At 61.5% G+C, this 16,410-nt stretch carries 19 protein-coding genes; 8 read left to right on the top strand and 11 right to left on the bottom strand.

The window, feature by feature from the left end:
- The first annotated feature begins 8 nt into the window (after window positions 1–8).
- Window positions 9–1,193 (top strand): C17 cyclopropane fatty acid synthase CfaB, encoded by a 1,185-nt coding sequence (cfaB, locus tag HX821_RS05115; protein ID WP_003213498.1) that lies wholly within the window; start codon window positions 9–11, stop codon window positions 1,191–1,193.
- Window positions 1,194–1,323: 130 nt separating this feature from the next.
- Here cfaB and cls read toward each other — a convergent pair whose 3' ends face one another.
- Entirely contained in the window at window positions 1,324–2,763 is a 1,440-nt protein-coding gene (cls, locus tag HX821_RS05110) for a cardiolipin synthase (RefSeq protein WP_177035371.1), read from the bottom strand.
- 130 nt (window positions 2,764–2,893) lie between these two features.
- On the opposite strand from cls, the gene HX821_RS05105 reads away from it, so the two are divergent.
- A complete protein-coding gene (locus HX821_RS05105) occupies window positions 2,894–3,415 on the top strand; it encodes a DUF3617 domain-containing protein (protein ID WP_003213494.1) in 522 nt (173 codons plus the stop codon).
- Between the two features lie 142 nt (window positions 3,416–3,557).
- On the opposite strand, the gene HX821_RS05100 is transcribed toward HX821_RS05105, so the two are convergent.
- The 7 genes from HX821_RS05100 to folE2 are packed head-to-tail and all read right to left on the bottom strand — an operon-like array spanning window position 3,558 to window position 9,200.
- Window positions 3,558–4,895, bottom strand: a complete 1,338-nt coding sequence (locus HX821_RS05100; RefSeq protein WP_177035370.1) for a dihydroorotase — start codon at window positions 4,893–4,895, stop codon at window positions 3,558–3,560.
- Between the two features lie 2 nt (window positions 4,896–4,897).
- A complete protein-coding gene (locus HX821_RS05095) occupies window positions 4,898–5,458 on the bottom strand; it encodes a DapH/DapD/GlmU-related protein (RefSeq protein WP_087694587.1) in 561 nt (186 codons plus the stop codon).
- Entirely contained in the window at window positions 5,455–5,880 is a 426-nt protein-coding gene (gene hisI / locus HX821_RS05090; RefSeq protein WP_177035369.1) for a phosphoribosyl-AMP cyclohydrolase, read from the bottom strand. Before hisI ends, HX821_RS05095 begins: the two co-directional genes overlap by 4 nt.
- Entirely contained in the window at window positions 5,877–6,761 is an 885-nt protein-coding gene (locus HX821_RS05085) for a metal ABC transporter substrate-binding protein (RefSeq protein WP_102604031.1), read from the bottom strand. Before HX821_RS05085 ends, hisI begins: the two co-directional genes overlap by 4 nt.
- Window positions 6,762–6,772: 11 nt before the next feature.
- Window positions 6,773–7,639 carry a metal ABC transporter permease gene (locus HX821_RS05080; protein ID WP_003213483.1) on the bottom strand — a complete coding sequence of 289 codons (867 nt, stop codon included), beginning with the start codon at window positions 7,637–7,639 and terminating at the stop codon, window positions 6,773–6,775.
- Window positions 7,639–8,307 (bottom strand): metal ABC transporter ATP-binding protein, encoded by a 669-nt coding sequence (locus HX821_RS05075; RefSeq protein ID WP_008439505.1) that lies wholly within the window; start codon window positions 8,305–8,307, stop codon window positions 7,639–7,641. Before HX821_RS05075 ends, HX821_RS05080 begins: the two co-directional genes overlap by 1 nt.
- Window positions 8,304–9,200, bottom strand: a complete 897-nt coding sequence (gene folE2 / locus HX821_RS05070) for a GTP cyclohydrolase FolE2 (protein WP_003213480.1) — start codon at window positions 9,198–9,200, stop codon at window positions 8,304–8,306. Before folE2 ends, HX821_RS05075 begins: the two co-directional genes overlap by 4 nt.
- A 128-nt stretch (window positions 9,201–9,328) precedes the next feature.
- Between folE2 and HX821_RS05065 the strand changes: the two genes are divergently transcribed.
- A complete protein-coding gene (locus HX821_RS05065) occupies window positions 9,329–10,552 on the top strand; it encodes an N-acetylmuramoyl-L-alanine amidase (RefSeq protein ID WP_003213478.1) in 1,224 nt (407 codons plus the stop codon).
- Here HX821_RS05065 and HX821_RS05060 read toward each other — a convergent pair.
- Window positions 10,549–10,917: a hypothetical protein gene (locus HX821_RS05060; RefSeq protein WP_003213476.1), complete on the bottom strand. Its 369-nt coding sequence runs from the start codon at window positions 10,915–10,917 to the stop codon at window positions 10,549–10,551. The two genes, HX821_RS05065 and HX821_RS05060, sit on opposite strands and share 4 nt — an antisense overlap.
- A 127-nt stretch (window positions 10,918–11,044) precedes the next feature.
- Between HX821_RS05060 and dksA the strand changes: the two genes are divergently transcribed.
- From dksA to HX821_RS05040, 4 genes are read left to right on the top strand one after another with little or no spacing between them, the layout of a single operon-like run.
- The gene (gene dksA, locus HX821_RS05055) at window positions 11,045–11,449 is read left to right on the top strand and encodes an RNA polymerase-binding protein DksA (RefSeq protein WP_003213474.1); all 405 of its coding nucleotides are present in this window, start codon (window positions 11,045–11,047) and stop codon (window positions 11,447–11,449) included.
- A gap of 27 nt (window positions 11,450–11,476) precedes the next feature.
- Window positions 11,477–12,682: a zinc metallochaperone GTPase ZigA gene (gene zigA / locus HX821_RS05050; protein WP_177035368.1), complete on the top strand. Its 1,206-nt coding sequence runs from the start codon at window positions 11,477–11,479 to the stop codon at window positions 12,680–12,682.
- Window positions 12,682–13,326 (top strand): DUF1826 domain-containing protein, encoded by a 645-nt coding sequence (locus HX821_RS05045; protein WP_102370191.1) that lies wholly within the window; start codon window positions 12,682–12,684, stop codon window positions 13,324–13,326. Before zigA ends, HX821_RS05045 begins: the two co-directional genes overlap by 1 nt.
- 45 nt (window positions 13,327–13,371) lie before the next feature.
- Window positions 13,372–14,334, top strand: coding sequence for a GTP-binding protein (locus tag HX821_RS05040; RefSeq protein ID WP_177035367.1), 963 nt, complete (start codon window positions 13,372–13,374; stop codon window positions 14,332–14,334).
- Here the strand turns inward: HX821_RS05040 and HX821_RS05035 are convergent.
- Window positions 14,328–14,726 carry a DUF3301 domain-containing protein gene (locus HX821_RS05035; RefSeq protein WP_003213466.1) on the bottom strand — a complete coding sequence of 133 codons (399 nt, stop codon included), beginning with the start codon at window positions 14,724–14,726 and terminating at the stop codon, window positions 14,328–14,330. The genes HX821_RS05040 and HX821_RS05035 overlap by 7 nt on opposite strands.
- A 117-nt stretch (window positions 14,727–14,843) precedes the next feature.
- On the opposite strand from HX821_RS05035, the gene pdxY reads away from it, so the two are divergent.
- On the top strand, window positions 14,844–15,716 hold the full coding sequence (pdxY, locus tag HX821_RS05030) for a pyridoxal kinase PdxY (RefSeq protein WP_003213465.1): 873 nt from the start codon (window positions 14,844–14,846) through the stop codon (window positions 15,714–15,716).
- On the opposite strand, the gene HX821_RS05025 is transcribed toward pdxY, so the two are convergent.
- Window positions 15,713–16,198 carry an acyl-CoA thioesterase gene (locus HX821_RS05025; RefSeq protein ID WP_003213461.1) on the bottom strand — a complete coding sequence of 162 codons (486 nt, stop codon included), beginning with the start codon at window positions 16,196–16,198 and terminating at the stop codon, window positions 15,713–15,715. The two genes, pdxY and HX821_RS05025, sit on opposite strands and share 4 nt — an antisense overlap.
- Window positions 16,199–16,410: the final 212 nt, after the last annotated feature.

Raw genomic sequence — 16,410 nt, 5'->3', positions numbered from 1 at the left:
GACTACTCATGCTCGCGCAACTTCCACCGGCCTTACAGAATCTCAAGCTACCGCTGCGTCTTCGACTCTGGGACGGCCATGAATTCAACCTGGGCCCGGATCCCAGCGTCACCATTGTGGTCAAGGACCCCATGATGGTTTCAACGCTCAGCCATCCGACGCTCGACTCACTGGGCGAAGCTTTCGTCGAGGGCAAACTGGAGCTGGAAGGCTCCATTTCCGAAGTGATCAGGGTCGTTGACGAGTTGAGTCATGCCCTGGTTGATGACGACGAGGGGAGTCGTCCGGTGCGCTCGATCCACGACAAGGCCACCGACGCAGCGGCTATTTCCTACCATTACGACCTGTCCAACGAGTTCTACCAGCTGTGGCTGGACCGCGACATGGCCTATTCCTGCGGGTATTTCGAAACCGGCAGCGAATCCCTTGATCAAGCCCAACAAGACAAATTCCGCCACCTGTGCCGCAAATTGCGGCTGCAGCCGGGGGAGTATTTGCTCGACGTGGGCTGCGGTTGGGGTGGGCTGGCGCGGTATGCCGCGCGGGAATTCGGGGTCAAGGTGTTCGGTATCACCCTGAGCAAGGAACAGCTGGCGCTGGCCCAGGAGCGGGTGAAGGCCGAAGGCCTGGAAGACCAGGTAGAGCTGACGCTGCTCGACTACCGCGACTTGCCCCAGGATGGCCGGTTCGACAAGGTGGTGAGCGTGGGGATGTTTGAACACGTCGGCCACGCCAACCTGGCGGAGTACTGCAAGATTCTCTACGGCGCGGTGCGTGAGGGCGGCCTGGTGATGAACCACGGGATTACCGCCAAGCACATTGATGGCCGGCCCGTGGGCCGTGGCGCCGGGGATTTTATCGAGCGTTATGTGTTTCCCAATGGCGAGTTGCCGCATCTGTCGATGATGACCGCCGAGATCAGCGACGTGGGCCTGGAAGTCGTCGATGTCGAAAGCCTGCGCCTGCATTACGCGCGCACGCTGGATCACTGGAGCGAGCGCCTCGAAGACAACCTGGAAGCGGCGGGCAAGATGGTGCCGGAGCAAGCCTTGCGCATCTGGCGCCTGTACCTGGCCGGCTGTGCGTATGCGTTTGCCCGGGGCTGGATCAACCTGCATCAGATTCTGGCGGTGAAACCCCATGCCGATGGTAGCCATGAGCTGCCGTGGACGCGGGATGACCTGTACCAGTAAGCAATGGTACCGGTGATCTAAAAGGTGGGAGCGGGCTTGCTCGCGAAGGCGTTGTATCAGAAACACATTCAGTGACTGACACTCCGCTTTCGCGAGCAAGCCCGCTCCCACATTGGGTTCGGTGCAAGCCTTACAAAATTGGAGAAATCAGCCGCGCGATCCGCATGCCCAATTGTTGCAGGCGGTGGGTCTGGCGGTTTTCTTCCTGGCTGATTTCATGGGCCAGGGCGAAGTCTTCCAGCAGCATGTGCTCCACCTGGCTGGCGAAGGTGTCATCTACCGTCAGCAACATCACTTCGAAATTCAGCCGGAACGAGCGGTTATCCAAGTTCGCACTGCCGATGGCGCTGATTTCACGGTCGACCAACACCACTTTCTGATGCAGGAATCCTGGCGTATAGCGAAATACCCGCACCCCGGCGCGCACGGCTTCGATCGCATACAGGCTGGAAGCGGCGTAGACGATGCGGTGATCCGGCCGTGACGGCAGCAGCAGGCGCACGTCGACACCGCGCAATACCGCCAACCTCAAAGCCGCAAACACCGCCTCATCGGGAATGAAATACGGGCTGGTGATCCATACCCGCTCGGTGGCCGCATGAATGGCCTCGACGAAAAACAGCGAGCAGGTTTCATAAGGGTCCGCCGGGCCGCTGGCCAGCAACTGGCAGAGCACGCCGTCGTCCGGGTAGGTATCCGGCAGCAGCAGCGGCGGCAACTCCCGCGCGGCCCAGAACCAGTCCTCGGCAAACGACTCCTGCAAGCACGCCACCACTGGGCCGCTGACTTGCACATGGGTGTCACGCCATGGCGCCAGCGGCGGTTTCTTGCCCAGGTACTCATCGCCGACGTTATGCCCACCGACGAACCCGGTAATGCCATCCACCACCACGATCTTGCGGTGGTTGCGGAAGTTGACCTGGAAGCGGTTGAGCCAGCCGCTGCGCGTGGCGAAGGCCTTGACCTGCACCCCGGCGTCTCGTAGCGACTGCACATAACGATGGGGCAGGGCATGGCTGCCGATACGGTCGTACAGCATGAAAATGGCTACGCCTTCGGCGGCTTTTTCCTTGAGCAAGGTGTGCAGTTGGCGGCCAAGTTCGTCGTCATGAATGATGAAGAACTGGAACAGCACGGCGGTCTTTGCCGAGCGAATCGCCTCGAAAATCGCGCTGAACGTAGCCTCGCCATTGATCAGCAAACGCACCTGATTATTCGCCAGGCACGGCATGCGCCCCAGCTTGGGCATGGCCCGTAGCGAAGCGTAGGCCTGGGAGTTGCGCGCGGCCAGCGCCTCTTCAACCCATGGGCGCCAGTTCAGCTCGGTGATCGCCTTGTGCATTTCCTGGTTGGCCTGGCGCCGCGCCTGAATGTAGGCGTCGAAAGTGCTCCGGCCAAAGATCAGGTAGGGAATCAGCGTCAGGTAGGGGATGAACATCAGCGACAATGCCCAGGCAATCGAGCCTTGGGCGGTCCTGACGGTCAGCACCGCATGGATGGCGGCGAGGGTGCCCAGAAAATGCAGGGTGGCAATGAAATAGGCGAGCAGGTGCGGGCCAAAGAAATCCATGGACAACGGTACTCCTGACGAACAAGTGCCTAACAGACCATGTTCGGCCACGAATGTCGCTATTTTATTTGCTGTGCAACACTGGCGCTTTTGCGGCGTCTAACGCCGACAATTGCCCAGGAGTTACCCGATGAATGCTCGTCTGCTTGGTTTGGCCATGGTTGTTGGTTTGACGCTGCCTGTGGCGGCGCAAGCGCAGATGTTGGCGCCGGGCTTGTGGGAGTTGACCACCAGCAACATGAAGGTCGATAACCAGGACCTGCCGGACTTGTCGCTGATCCTCGGTCAGCTCAAGCAACAGATGACCCCGGAACAACGCGCGATGCTTGAGAAGCAAGGCATCACCATGGCCGGCAAAGGCGTGCAGGTGTGCCTGACTCCGGCCCAGGTGGCGTCCGATTCCATCCCGCTGACCGATCCGCAATCGGGCTGCAAGCAGGAAGTGACGGACAAGACCGGCAACCAATGGAAATTCCGTTTCAGCTGCCCGAAAGCCCAGGGCACTGGCGTGGCGACGTTCCAGAGCCAGCAGGAATTCACCACTACGGTTAACGGTACCTTCAACGCCACCGGCGTACAGCAGAAGGGCAGCCTGGACACCCACGCGCAGTGGTTGGGCAGCAACTGCGGCACGGTCAAACCCCGCGCCTAACCTAAGACATACCCCGATCAAAATGTGGGAGCGGGCTTGCTCGCGAATGCGGTGAATCAGTCACAGGTGTATTGGCTGACCCACCGCATTCGCGAGCAAGCCCGCTCCCACATTTGATTGCATTGCCAGGTACAGAGTCTCTTCAACGCTGGAAATGCAGCGGCAACCCCTGGCAACTGTCGTGCACGCGCCCGTCGTGCCAGGCCAGGTGGCCGGACACAAGCGTGGTGCTGACGCTGTGCCGGAAGCTGCGCCCGGCAAAGGGCGTCCAGCCGCAGCGGGCCAGGATCGGCTGGCTGCTGACGGGCTTGCCGTGAGGCTCGGGTTGGATCAGCACCAGGTCGGCCCAATAGCCTTCGCGCAGGTAGCCACGGTCGGGGATCGCAAACAGGTCCGCGACCCGATGGCTGGTTTTCGCCACCAGCGTCGTCAGCGGCAGCAGGCCGTCGGCGACCAACTCCAGCAGCGCCGGCAGGGCGTGTTGCACCAGCGGCAAGCCTGACGGCGCCTCGCGATACGGCAGTTGTTTTTGCGCCCAGGTGTGCGGCGCATGGTCACTGCCAATTACATCCAGACGATCACTCAACAATGCCAGGCGCAAGGCGTTGCGGTCGGCGCGTGTCTTGATCGCCGGGTTGCATTTGATCTGGTGGCCGAGGCGGGCGTAGTCGCGGTCATCGAACAAGAGGTGATGCAGGCAGACTTCCGCCGTGATGCGTTTTTGCGCCAGGGGTTTGTCTTCGAACAGCACCAACTCCCGGGCGCTGGTGATGTGCAACACATGCAGGCGCGTGCCGTGCCGCTTGGCCAGTTCCACCGCCAGGGACGAGGAGCGATAGCAGGCCTCGGCATCGCGGATCAGCGGGTGTGCCACGGCGGGAATGTGTTCACCGAAACGCTCGCGCATCCTTTGCTCGCGGGCCAGGATGCTGGGCGTGTGCTCGCAGTGGGCCAGGAGAATGGTCGGCACCTCGGCGAACAGACGCTCGAGGATCTTCGGATCATCCACCAGCATATTGCCGGTAGACGCACCCATGAACACTTTGACCCCGGCGACTTCCCGCGGGTCCAGCGCGGCGACGGTGTCGAGGTTGTCGTTGCTCACTCCGAAGTGAAAGCCATAGTTGGCCACCGAATGCAGCGCCGCGCGGCGCTTCTTGTCGGCCAGGGCTTCCAGGTTCAGGGTCGCCGGGTTGGTGTTGGGCATGTCCATGAAACTGGTGATGCCACCGGCCACCGCCGCACGGGACTCGCTGTAGAAGCTGCCTTTGTCCGGCGCGCCGGGCTCTCGGAAGTGCACCTGGTCGTCGATCATTCCCGGTAGCAGCCACTGGCCTTGGGCGTCGATTTCCACGGTGGCGTTGGCGTTGTCGATGCTGCCGGCGATCTTCTCGATACGGCCATTGGCGACCAGCAGGTCAGCGTCGAATTCCTCGCCTTCGTTCACCAGGCGGGCGTTGCGGATCAGCAGGCGGCTCATGGTCAGAACTCGTTTTGCAGGGCTTTGTAACCCAGTACCAGGTCGACGTTGGTGCGTGCCACGTCTTCGGAAAACTCCGAAGCGCTGACACTCACCGGCGGGAACTGGGACAGGTCGGTGTTGGGGCCGATGCGGGTGGTGGAGGGCACGTAGAACGCGTCGGGCAAATCGCGGCCGTCGACTACAGAGTTGTGCCGCACCACGCAGCCATCGCCGACGACGCAGTTGAACAGCACGCTGTTGAAGCCGATGAACACCCGGTCACCAACGGTGCAGGGCCCGTGGACGATGGAGCGGTGGGCGATGGAGGTGAACTCGCCGATGGTTACGGCGGCGCCGGATTTGGAGTGGATCACCACGCCGTCCTGGATATTCGAATTGGCACCGATGGTGATCGGGTCCATGTCACCGTTGGCGTCGACTTCGTCGGCGCGGATCACCGCGTAAGGGCCGACAAATACGTTTTCGCCGATGATCACCTTGCCGCAGATGATTGCGGTTTTGTCGACGTAGGCCGATTCGGCAATCACGGGCAGATCGCCGGAAGGGTTCTTGCGGATCATGGGTCAGGTTCCTTGAGAGGAGCGGTGATGATGTTTACGTGATGGCCGTCGATGGCGTTGTAGAAGCAGGTGGGCCGGCCGGTGTGGCAGGCCGGGCCTTGCTGGTCGACGATCAGCAATACCGCGTCGCCGTCGCAATCCAGGCGGGCCTCCACCAGCAGTTGCCGGTGGCCGGAGGTTTCGCCCTTGCGCCACAGTTGCTGGCGCGAACGGGACCAGTAGCAGACGTGCCTGGTGGCCAGGGTTTCGTCGAGGGCCTGGCGGTTCATCCAGGCCAGCATCAACACTTCGCCGCTGCCGTGTTGCTGGGCGATGGCGGCGATCAGTCCATCGCTGTTCCACGGCAGGGCGTCGAGCACGCTATCGAGTGGAAAGCGGCTGCCGATGGCAGCCTCTTCCAGGTCAAGCATGCTCAGGCTCATGGCTTGCTCAGGGCCGCGCACAGGGTGTTGAGGTTGTATTCGAACAGGCCGGTAAAGGTGCTGGCCGGACCTTCTGCAGCCAGGGCGTCCGAGTACAGCGTGCCGCCGATCTGCGCGCCGCTCTCATCAGCAATCTGCTGGAGCAGACGCGAGTCCTTGATGTTTTCCATGAACACGGCCTTGACCTTGTCCTTGCGGATCTGGGTGATCAGCGTGGCGACTTCGGCGGCCGACGGTTCACGTTCGGTGGACAGGCCTTGAGGCGACAGGAACTCGATACCGTAGGCCTGGCCCAGGTAGCCGAAGGCATCATGAGAGGTGACGATGCGACGGTTACCCGGTGGCAGCGCGCCGAACTTGGCCTTGGCTTCAGCCAGCAGGCGGTAGATTTCTTTCAGGTATACCTGGCTGTTGTGCTCATAGTCGGCCTTGTTGGCCGGGTCGGCAGCGATCAGCGCCTTGGTGATGTTGTTCACGTAGATAACGGTGTTGGCCAGGTTGTGCCAGGCGTGCGGGTCGGGGATGGTTTCGCCGTCCTCTTCCATGGTGTGGGAAAGCACGCCTTTACTCGCAGTGACCACAGTGGCCTTGGTCTCGGTGCTGGTGATCAGGCGATCCAGCCACGGCTCGAAGCCCAAGCCGTTCTTGATGATCACCTTGGCCTTGAGCAGGGCCTTGGCATCGTCCGGTGTTGGTTCGTAGGTGTGGGCGTCGGCGTCGGGGCCGACCATGTTGCTGATCTGGATATGATCGCCACCGACCTGGTGGGTCATGTCGTCAAGAATACTGAAGCTGGTAACCACCTGAAGCTTGTCGGCAGCCTGGGCCGTCGCGAACGACAGCGGCAGCAACACACTGAACAGCACGAGTAGAGCGCGCATCGGGAAACACCTCATTGGGATGTAAGCAAAGGCGGGCGGCGCAGCAAGCCGTGCACCGGACCGAAGACCACGGACAGCAGGTACCAGCCGCCAGCCACCAGCACAATTGCCGGGCCGCTGGGCAGCGAGTAGTAGAACGACAGCAACAAGCCAAGCCATACCGACAGGCATCCCAGCACCGCTGATATGGCGATCAACACCGGCAGGCGCCGGCTCCAGAACCGTGAAGCAATCGCCGGCAACATCATCAGGCCGACGACCATCAACGCGCCGATGGCCTGGAAACCGATCACCAGGTTCAGCACCACCAGGGTCAGGAACAGGCCGTGGGCCAGCGGGCCGAGGCGGCTGACGGTTTGCAGGAACAGCGGGTCGAGGGTGTCCAGCAGCAGCGGTTTGTAGATCACCACCATGGCGATCAGGCTGAAGCCCGAGACCCAGAGCATGCCGGTGAGGGTCGGGCCGTCTACCGCCAGGGCCGAGCCGAACAGCAGGTGCAGCAGGTCCAGGCGTTTTCCGGCGAGGCCGAGGATCAGCACGCCGCTGGCCAGGGAGATCGGGTAGATGGCGGCGAGGCTGGCGTCTTCCTTCAGCCCGGTGCGACGGGTAATCCAGGCGGCGAGGCCGGCCATGCTCAGGCCGGCGCCCAGGCCGCCGATGGTCAGCGCGGGCAAACTCAGGCCGGCAAACCAGAAGCCCAGGGCGGCGCCGGGCAGGATGCCGTGGGACACCGCGTCACCGATCAGGCTCATGCGGCGCAGGATCAGGAACACCCCGAGCGGCGCGGTGCTGCATGCCAATACCAGACCGCCGACGAGCGCGCGGCGCATGAAAACGAAATCGAGAAACGGCATCCACAGGTGGGCGGCGAAGTGCATCAGGCCACCTGCATTTGCGGCTGCGGGCGGATCAGTTCTTTGCTGGAGCCGAACACGCAGCCACTGCTTTTGATCTGCACCACTTGCTGGGTGTGTTGGCGTACGGAGCCGAGGTCATGGCACACCACGACCACCGTGCGGCCTGCGTCGTGCCAGGCGTGGATGTGTTTCCAGCACAGCGCCTGGCCGTCTTCGTCGAGGGCGGCGTGGGGTTCGTCCAGCAGCAATATCGGCGACTCGGCCAGGCTCATGCGGGCGAGCAGGGCGCGTTGCAGTTCGCCGCCCGACAAGGCCATCAACGGCCGATGCTCCAGGCCGCTGAGGCACCAGTCTTCGAGCACGGCGCTCAGGCGTTCGGTACGTTGTTGCGGGGTTTGCCTGCTGCCCCAAAAACCGGCGGCCACCAATTCTTCAAGGCTGATAGGAAACTGGCGATCGAGGTTCTGTTGCTGGGGCAAAAACGACAGGCCACCTCGGCGTGGAACATCGATCGTCACTTTCCCCGCCAGTGGCTTCTGCAATCCGGCGATAACTTTCAGCAGGCTGCTTTTGCCGGTGCCGTTGGCGCCGATGATGCCGGTAAGGCTGCCTTTTTCCAGGGTGAAATCCACGGCGGGGGTCAGTGGTTGGCCGGGGGCGCCCCAGCGCAAAGCGGTGCAGGTGATCATTCGGAAGGTCTCGTCCAGCGGCTTTCGGCCACGGCATCGTGCGCGTGAAGGCTTTCGGCGTGGATTACTTTCAAGTGGAAGGCATTGACCGCATCCGAGCGTTTCAAGGCGAGGTTCAGGCGGCGGGCGGCGTCTTCGCAGAACATCAGGTTCTGCCCGTTGGCCAGGGCGAAGGCTTGTTCGTCTGCACGCTTTACGGCGGTTTGCACGGCAGTGCCGAGGGCGGCTTCGGTTTCGTCGATCAACTGGGTCAGCGGCAGTGTTGGCTGATCGCCTTGAAGCCGGACCTGCAACAGCGCGCTGCTGCGCTGGCTGTGGGGCGTGGCGACGATGCCGTTTGCGCTGCCGAGCCAGGTCAGTACGTCTTCGTGCTGCAGCGGTGTGCCGGCAAAGTCCTCGATAAATTGCTGCTGAATCAATTGCCTGGCGAGGGCAGCGGAGCAAGGGCAGGTTGAAGAGTAAGTAACGTCAATTTTTAGTTCCACGTGGAACATCTGGTTTTCCAAGCGCGCCTCGATGCTCACCGGGTAGCTTTTCCAGCCGGCCAACGGGCTGACCAGCGCCGGACGTTTCAGCAGCAGACCTGCATGAATTCGCAGGTAGGCATTTGTGGATAAACCTTCATGACTGTCGAGAAAACGTTGCAATACACTGCGCAGCAGTGCTGGCGAAAGCGGTTGCTGTTCAAGCATTTCCAGCGCCAGGTAAAGCCGTGACATATGAATGCCACGGGCCTCGCCGTCGTCCAGGCTGACGCCGGCATCAGCCGTGGCGCTAAGGCTTTGGCCGTCGATCAGAATGGGCAGGGCAATGCCGCACATGCCCACCCAATCGAGCGGCAAGGCTTGGCGTGAAGCCTGCGCGGCGATATCGGGCAGAGTCAGCGCGTTCATGAGCAGGTCCATCGTTGGAAATAAAAAGACATGTTATATTATTACAATTGAAACGACGAAATTTTTTCTGTTCTGTCTTTTATTCAGTCATGTCGAGTACGGAAGCTCCTTTATTTGCGGTGTAAGTCATGCACAGACGTCAACTCCTCAACCTGCTGCTGGCCAGTGCGGTGTTCACCTTGCCCTTGGGCGTGTCTGCCGCGCAGATCCGCAATGCACGGCTGTGGCGGTCGGATAACAAGCTGCGGCTGGTGCTGGACCTCAGCGGCCCGGTGCAATACAAGACCTTCACCCTGACCGCGCCGGAGCGGTTGATCATCGATTTGAGCGGCGCGAAGCTGACCGGTGATTTCAGCCAACTGGCCCTGACCAACAGCGGCATTACCTCGATTCGCTCGGGGCATTTCGGGCAGGGCGATACGCGGATCGTGCTGGATTTGAAGGCGCCGATGCAGCTCAACAGCTTTCTCCTGCCGCCGCAGGATGGCCAGGGCCACCGCCTCGTGCTGGACCTGACAAGCGCCACTCATGCGCCTATGCAAATCGCTGCGGCACCGGCCGCGTTGGCTGCACCCGTGCCGGCGCCGGTGGACAGGGCTCATCCGAAACGCGACATCATCGTGGTGGTCGACCCTGGGCACGGCGGCAAGGATCCCGGCGCGATTGGCTCAAAGGGCCAGCGCGAAAAAGACGTGGTGCTGTCCATCGCCCAGTTGCTGGCCAAGCGTCTGAAGCGCGAGAAGGGCTTCGATGTGAAGCTGGTGCGCAACGACGACTTCTTCGTGCCGCTGCGTAAACGTGTGGACATCGCCCGTCAGCACAAAGCCGACATGTTTATCTCGGTACACGCCGATGCCGCGCCACGGCTTACGGCGTCCGGCGCCTCTGTCTATGCGCTGTCTGAAGGCGGCGCCACCTCCGCCACTGCACGGTTCATGGCGCAGCGGGAAAACGGCGCCGACCTCTTGGGCGCCACCACCTTGCTCAATCTCAAGGACAAGGACCCGATGCTCGCCGGGGTGATTCTCGACATGTCGATGAACGCCACCATCGCCTCCAGCCTGCAACTGGGCAGCTCGGTACTGGGCAGCCTGCAAAGCATCACCACGCTGCATCAAAAACGCGTGGAACAGGCCGGCTTTGCGGTGCTCAAGTCGCCGGACGTGCCGTCGATCCTGGTGGAAACCGGGTTTATCTCCAACACCCAGGACGCCCAGCGACTGGTCACCGCGCGCCATCAACAGGCGGTGGCAGACGGTTTATTTGAAGGGTTGAAAAATTACTTCCAGAAGAACCCGCCGATGAACAGCTACATGGCCTGGGTTCAGGAACAGAAAACCGGCCAGGTCTAACAGCCGGTGATTCGACTACAGGTGAACTTGGCGCTGGCACCACCGGAACTGGAAAACCGGTTGAGGGTGGTCCAGCCCACTCGCCGCGTGTAGCCCACCCACGCCTCACCATCGGAAGCCAACCCGGTAAAGAACGTCAGTTGCCCGTAGCGGCTGCTGGTCTGTGCCCAATAGCGTTTTCCGATCACTTCAAAGCCCCGCAAATACGTAGTGCTGCCTGCCGTCGCGACGCTGTAGGCATTGCCCTGGGCGTCGACGCACGCCAGCAGGTTGGCGCTGCGGGTGCAGTTGGCCAGCAGGCTGGGCACCTGGGCGTTGGCCAGGCTCGCCAGCATCAGCAACACAGCACACAGCAGGTATTTCATAGAGGCTCTCGGGGCGTTATTCGGCTGCCAGCATTGCGCCCTTCGTCGTCACGAGCAAGGGGGATTGGCTTATTTGCATTGTTATACTATAACATTAAAAAACAGCCTGACCCGTGAACCACCTCCGATGACCGAACAAGACCTTCTCGCCCAACCCTGCGCCGACTACATGAATGAAGCCCAGCAAGGTTTCTTCCGCGAGCTGCTGCTGGCCCAGCGCAACGAGCTGCAAGCGCGTATCGACGCTGAATTCATGGTGCTGCGCGAACAGGAGCCCAACAGCGATCCCGCCGATGTCGGCAGCGCAGAAGAACAGCGCCAATGGCAACTGCGCCTGCTGGAGCGCGAAAAAAAGCTGTTGGACAAGATCGACGAAGCCCTGGAACGCCTGGCCCGCGGTGAATACGGCTGGTGCCGTGAAACCTGCGAACCCATCGGCCTCAAGCGCCTGCTGCTGCGCCCCACGGCCACCCTGTGTATCGAAGCCAAAGAACGTGAAGAGCTGCGCGAACGCCATCAACGGGCGATTTGACCGGCCAACCCTGATGAGGAATACCTGATGCCCAATCGTCTCCCCGTTACTGTGCTGTCCGGATTTCTCGGCGCCGGCAAAAGCACGCTGCTCAACTACGTCCTGCGCAACCGCGAAAACCTGCGGGTGGCGGTGATCGTCAACGACATGAGCGAAATCAACATCGATGGCAGTGAGGTCCAGCGCGACGTCACCCTCAATCGCGCCGAAGAAAAACTGGTGGAGATGAGCAACGGCTGCATCTGCTGCACCTTGCGCGAAGACTTGCTGGAAGAAGTCGGAAAGCTCGCCAAGGAAGGTCGGTTCGATTACCTGTTGATCGAGTCCACTGGGATCTCCGAGCCGCTGCCAGTGGCCGAAACCTTCACCTTCCGCGATGAAGAAGGCCAGAGCCTGGCGGACATTGCCCGGCTCGACACCATGGTCACCGTGGTCGACGGCATGAACTTCCTGCTCGACTACCAGGCTGCCGAAAGCCTGGCGTCCCGGGGCGAAACCCTCGGTGAAGAGGACGAGCGCTCGATCACCGACCTGCTGATCGAGCAGATCGAATTTGCGGATGTGATCCTCATCAGCAAGATCGACCTGATCAGCAGCAGTGAGCGCGAGGAGTTGATGGCGATCCTGGAGCGCTTGAACTCCCAGGCTGAAATCATCCCGATGGTCATGGGCGAAGTGCCGTTGGCGAAGATCCTCAACACCGGCCGTTTCGACTTCGAGCGTGCTTCCCAGGCGCCGGGCTGGTTGCAGGAACTGCGTGGCGAACACCTGCCGGAAACCGAAGAGTACGGCATCGCCTCCACCGCCTATCGCGCCCGCCGCCCGTTCCACCCGCAGCGGTTTTTCGACTTTATCGACCGGCCTTGGGTGAATGGAAAACTGCTGCGCTCCAAGGGCTTTTTCTGGCTGGCCAGCAAACACCAGGACGCCGGTAGCTGGTCCCAGGCTGGCGGCCTGATGCGCCATGGGTTTGCCGGGCGCTGGTGGCGTTTCGTGCCGAAAACCCAGTGGCCCCAGGACGAAGAAGGCACCGCCGCAATCATGAAAAACTGGCAACTGAGCACCGGCGATTGCCGGCAGGAGCTGGTGTTTATCGGCCAGAACATCGACTTCGCCCAGATGACCGCCGAGCTGGACGCTTGTTTGCTGACCGACGATGAAATGGCGACGGGTGTCGAAGGCTGGCGCTTGTTGGCCGATCCCTTTGGCCCTTGGTTCGAAGAGGCTGCCTGATGCTGGCACCGACCCTGAAACTGCGCCCGGTGGTTCGCCAGACCCACGGCGAAACCCCGGCCGTGCTCACCGATATCCTTGAGGACGGCGTGAACCTAGCGGTGTGGCAGCGTCAGTTGCCTCTGCACATCGCCGAGTTCGGCGCGTTACTGGTGGCACTCAATGAGCCATTGGCCGAGTCGCTGGTGGTTGAACTGAACAGCGAAGACGCCGAGCCAAACCTGCAGGACTTTGCATCGGGTTGCCGTGACCTTGAAGGCTACGAAGGCTTTATCGCCGATGTGTCGTGGCTGGTCAGCGCCTTTGCCTGTTTGCTGGGAGCCAAGCGTATCGGCGTGCGTTTGCGGCTATTGGACAAGGCCATGTGCCCGCGTTTTCATGTGGATCATGTGCCGGTGCGGCTGATCACTACCTACGCCGGCATTGGCAGCCAATGGCTACGCGAAGGTGTGATGGAGCGGCGGCACCTGAGCCAGGCGAGTGCTGAGCCGGAAGAATGCATTGAGCAAATCCACTGCGGTGAAGTGGCGTTGCTCAAGGGCGAAAAATGGCACGGCAACGAAGGCTTTGGCCTGATCCACCGCTCGCCGCCGCTGCAAGCGGATCAACGACGGTTGATTCTGACGCTGGATTGGTTGGCGTAACCGGGTAGGATCGAACCTCTCTACACGGTCTGAATGATGTCCACCATGCTGCAGAACATTCCCACCCACGTGATTGCCGGGCCCCTGGGCGCCGGCAAGACCAGCCTGATCAAGCACCTGCTGGCCCAGCGCCCGGCCAACGAGCGTTGGGCGGTGTTGATCAATGAGTTCGGGCAGATTGGCCTGGATGCCGCGTTGCTCACCCGTGATGACGACGGGATTGCCCTCGGTGAAGTGGCGGGTGGCTGCCTGTGTTGCGTCAATGGTGCGCCGTTCCAGGTAGGGCTGGGGCGTTTGTTGCGTAAGGCAAAGCCCGATCGGCTGTTTATCGAGCCGTCCGGGCTTGGGCATCCGGCTCAATTGCTCAAGCAACTGCGGGAAGCGCCCTGGCAGCAGGTACTGGCGGTGCAGCCTTGCGTACTCGTACTGGACGCCCAGGCGTTGGCGGCGGGCAAACCTTTACCCAATGCCCAACGGGAGGCATTAGCCAGCGCCGGGCTGTTGGTATTGAACAAGAATGAAGCCTTAAGTGATGCGCAGCGCCTGTTGATTCAAGGACAACTGCCCGACCGGCCGATCTATTGGACGCAGCAGGCGCAACTGCCCTTGGCCCGGTTACCGGGTGTGAATGCTCAAGCGGCAGCGGCTGTGGATAACTTCGAGTTGCCCAAAGGCCTGGGGCAAATGCCGGCCATCTGGACGGATCCGGCATCGCCGATCTGCCTCAGCCAGGGCCAGGAGGATGGCTGGAGCATTGGCTGGCGCTGGCATCCGAGTCAGCGATTCGACGCGCGGCGCATTCAGCTATGGCTGCAATCGTTGGACTGGCGACGGGCAAAACTGGTTATCCACAGCCTGGATGGCTGGGTATCGGCCAACGCTGTGGATAACGCCGCGTTGGCCTGGCAGCCCAGCGAATGGCGGCGGGATTCGCGTATCGAATTGATCTTCAGCGAAGTGCAGGACGTTGCGCAGTTACAGGGTGGGTTAACCGCTTGCCGTCAGTGACGGGTCTTGCTGTTGCCATGCTCCTGGCGCCACTGGCTTAGCTCAATGATCTCGGCGCTGGGCAATGGCGTCTTGATCTCGAACGGGTAGGGCGCCAACTCGATTTGTGCACTGTGGGCGCCGAATTGGGTGATGGTCCCCGGGTGCCGCGTTTCGCCGGTCACGGTGAATTCGAAGTTGTAGATCCGTGCCAGGCGCCGCCGCCCGCTGGCATCTTTCACAAAACCGATGCGCTTCAACGCCACGGCGCCATCGAGCAGCTCGATGTCGAGCTTGGCGCAGTGCTGCTTGACCCGTTCCAGCGCCCGCTCGCGCAGGCCGTGGTTGTGCCACAGCCAGGCGGCACCGGTCGCCAGCAGCATCAGCACGAAGATATTTCCGAGGGTCAGCATTCGATGAACTCCAACAAAGTAGGGCCAGCTTAACTGCGTCTCCGGTCTGTCGTACAGGCCGCGTTTAGTCGCATACTGCGCAGCCAGAATATCAACGGCTTTACGGAAATCCCCTGCATGAAACGTACGCCCCATCTGCTTGCGATCCAGTCTCATGTGGTCTTCGGCCACGCCGGAAACAGCGCCGCCGTGTTCCCCATGCAACGGGTCGGGGTGAACGTGTGGCCGCTCAATACGGTGCAGTTCTCCAACCACACCCAGTATGGTCAGTGGGCGGGAGAAGTGTTGGCGCCGCAGCAAATTCCTGCGCTGGTGGAAGGCATCGCGGCGATTGGCGAGCTGGGCAACTGTGATGCAGTGCTGTCGGGCTACCTGGGCAGTGCGGCCCAGGGCCGGGCGATCCTCACCGGCGTGGCGCGGATCAAGGCGATCAACCCCAAGGCTCTTTACCTGTGTGACCCGGTGATGGGGCATCCGGAAAAAGGCTGCATCGTGCCCCAGGAGGTCAGCGACTTCCTGCTGGAGGAAGCGGCGGCGATGGCCGACTTCCTGTGCCCCAACCAGCTGGAGCTGGACAGCTTTGCCGGGCGCAAGCCGCAGTCGCTGTTCGATTGCCTGGGGATGGCCCGTGCGTTACTGGCCCGCGGGCCGAAAGCGGTGTTGGTCAAGCACCTGGATTATCCCGGCAAGCTGCCGGACGGCTTCGAAATGCTGTTGGTGACGGCTGAAGGCAGCTGGCACCTGCGTCGGCCACTGCTGGCATTCCCGCGTCAGCCGGTGGGCGTGGGCGATCTGACGTCGGGCCTGTTCCTGGCGCGGGTGTTGTTGGGCGATAGCCTGGTGGCGGCCTTTGAGTTCACTGCTGCAGCGGTGCATGAAGTACTGCTGGAAACCCAGGCGTGCGCCAGCTATGAGCTGGAACTGGTGCGCGCCCAGGACCGGATTGCCCATCCGCGAGTTCGCTTCGAGGCAACCCCGATAGGGCTTTAAGGCCCGTCTGCCTTGATTTCCTGATAGCGCTTTTCCAGCTCCTGGCGAATCTGCCGGCGCTGTTGAGCCTGCACAAACCGGCGTTTGTCTTCGCTGTTCTGCGGTTGCAGCGGCGGCACGGCGGCCGGTTTGCGCTGGTCATCCACCGCGACCATCGTGAAGAAGCAGCTATTGGTGTGGCGTACCGAACGCTCACGGATGTTCTCGGTGACCACCTTGATCCCCACTTCCATCGACGTGTTGCCGGTGTAGTTGACCGAGGCCAGGAAGGTCACCAGCTCGCCGACATGGATCGGCTCGCGAAAAATCACCTGGTCCACCGACAACGTCACCACATAGCGCCCGGCATAACGGCTGGCGCAGGCGTAGGCCACTTCGTCGAGGTACTTGAGCAGCGTGCCGCCGTGCACATTGCCAGAGAAGTTGGCCATGTCAGGGGTCATCAATACTGTCATCGACAGCTGGGCGTTTCCGGGTTCCATAGCACACTCACGGGTTGTAGGCATTGGGTGGGGAGGCACCTCTGCGGGTGCTGGAGTCTTTGCAGAGCCATTCATAACGGGACGCTGGGCCCCGGCTTGCCGTCACGCCTGGGGCGATCTGTTTCCATATATTGCACCGGCTTTCTGCCGCAAGTCGCGGTGTTACCCTTCAAAAGCCCGTCTCAAAGGCAATTCTTACGATCAAGGCAGAC

The sequence above is a fragment of the Pseudomonas sp. B6001 genome (assembly GCF_013386015.1).
In the GTDB taxonomy this organism is placed as follows: Bacteria; Pseudomonadota; Gammaproteobacteria; order Pseudomonadales; family Pseudomonadaceae; genus Aquipseudomonas.
The sequence above is the reverse complement of the archived record's forward strand: the minus strand, read 5'-3'. Positions and strand labels throughout refer to the sequence as shown.

Excerpts from the sequence above, each read along its gene's own strand:
- cfaB (WP_003213498.1), top strand. The coding sequence starts at position 9 with ATGCTCGCGCAACTTCCACCGGCCTTACAGAATCTCAAGCTACCGCTG.
- HX821_RS05025 (WP_003213461.1), bottom strand. The coding sequence starts at position 16,198 with ATGGAACCCGGAAACGCCCAGCTGTCGATGACAGTATTGATGACCCCT.
- HX821_RS05060 (WP_003213476.1), bottom strand. The coding sequence starts at position 10,917 with ATGAAATACCTGCTGTGTGCTGTGTTGCTGATGCTGGCGAGCCTGGCC.
- zigA (WP_177035368.1), top strand. The coding sequence starts at position 11,477 with ATGCCCAATCGTCTCCCCGTTACTGTGCTGTCCGGATTTCTCGGCGCC.
- dksA (WP_003213474.1), top strand. The coding sequence starts at position 11,045 with ATGACCGAACAAGACCTTCTCGCCCAACCCTGCGCCGACTACATGAAT.
- pdxY (WP_003213465.1), top strand. The coding sequence starts at position 14,844 with ATGAAACGTACGCCCCATCTGCTTGCGATCCAGTCTCATGTGGTCTTC.
- folE2 (WP_003213480.1), bottom strand. The coding sequence starts at position 9,200 with ATGAACGCGCTGACTCTGCCCGATATCGCCGCGCAGGCTTCACGCCAA.
- HX821_RS05065 (WP_003213478.1), top strand. The coding sequence starts at position 9,329 with ATGCACAGACGTCAACTCCTCAACCTGCTGCTGGCCAGTGCGGTGTTC.
- HX821_RS05045 (WP_102370191.1), top strand. The coding sequence starts at position 12,682 with ATGCTGGCACCGACCCTGAAACTGCGCCCGGTGGTTCGCCAGACCCAC.
- HX821_RS05075 (WP_008439505.1), bottom strand. The coding sequence starts at position 8,307 with ATGATCACCTGCACCGCTTTGCGCTGGGGCGCCCCCGGCCAACCACTG.
- hisI (WP_177035369.1), bottom strand. The coding sequence starts at position 5,880 with ATGAGCCTGAGCATGCTTGACCTGGAAGAGGCTGCCATCGGCAGCCGC.
- HX821_RS05040 (WP_177035367.1), top strand. The coding sequence starts at position 13,372 with ATGCTGCAGAACATTCCCACCCACGTGATTGCCGGGCCCCTGGGCGCC.
- HX821_RS05085 (WP_102604031.1), bottom strand. The coding sequence starts at position 6,761 with ATGCGCGCTCTACTCGTGCTGTTCAGTGTGTTGCTGCCGCTGTCGTTC.
- HX821_RS05080 (WP_003213483.1), bottom strand. The coding sequence starts at position 7,639 with ATGCACTTCGCCGCCCACCTGTGGATGCCGTTTCTCGATTTCGTTTTC.
- HX821_RS05100 (WP_177035370.1), bottom strand. The coding sequence starts at position 4,895 with ATGAGCCGCCTGCTGATCCGCAACGCCCGCCTGGTGAACGAAGGCGAG.
- HX821_RS05105 (WP_003213494.1), top strand. The coding sequence starts at position 2,894 with ATGAATGCTCGTCTGCTTGGTTTGGCCATGGTTGTTGGTTTGACGCTG.
- HX821_RS05095 (WP_087694587.1), bottom strand. The coding sequence starts at position 5,458 with ATGATCCGCAAGAACCCTTCCGGCGATCTGCCCGTGATTGCCGAATCG.
- HX821_RS05035 (WP_003213466.1), bottom strand. The coding sequence starts at position 14,726 with ATGCTGACCCTCGGAAATATCTTCGTGCTGATGCTGCTGGCGACCGGT.
- cls (WP_177035371.1), bottom strand. The coding sequence starts at position 2,763 with ATGGATTTCTTTGGCCCGCACCTGCTCGCCTATTTCATTGCCACCCTG.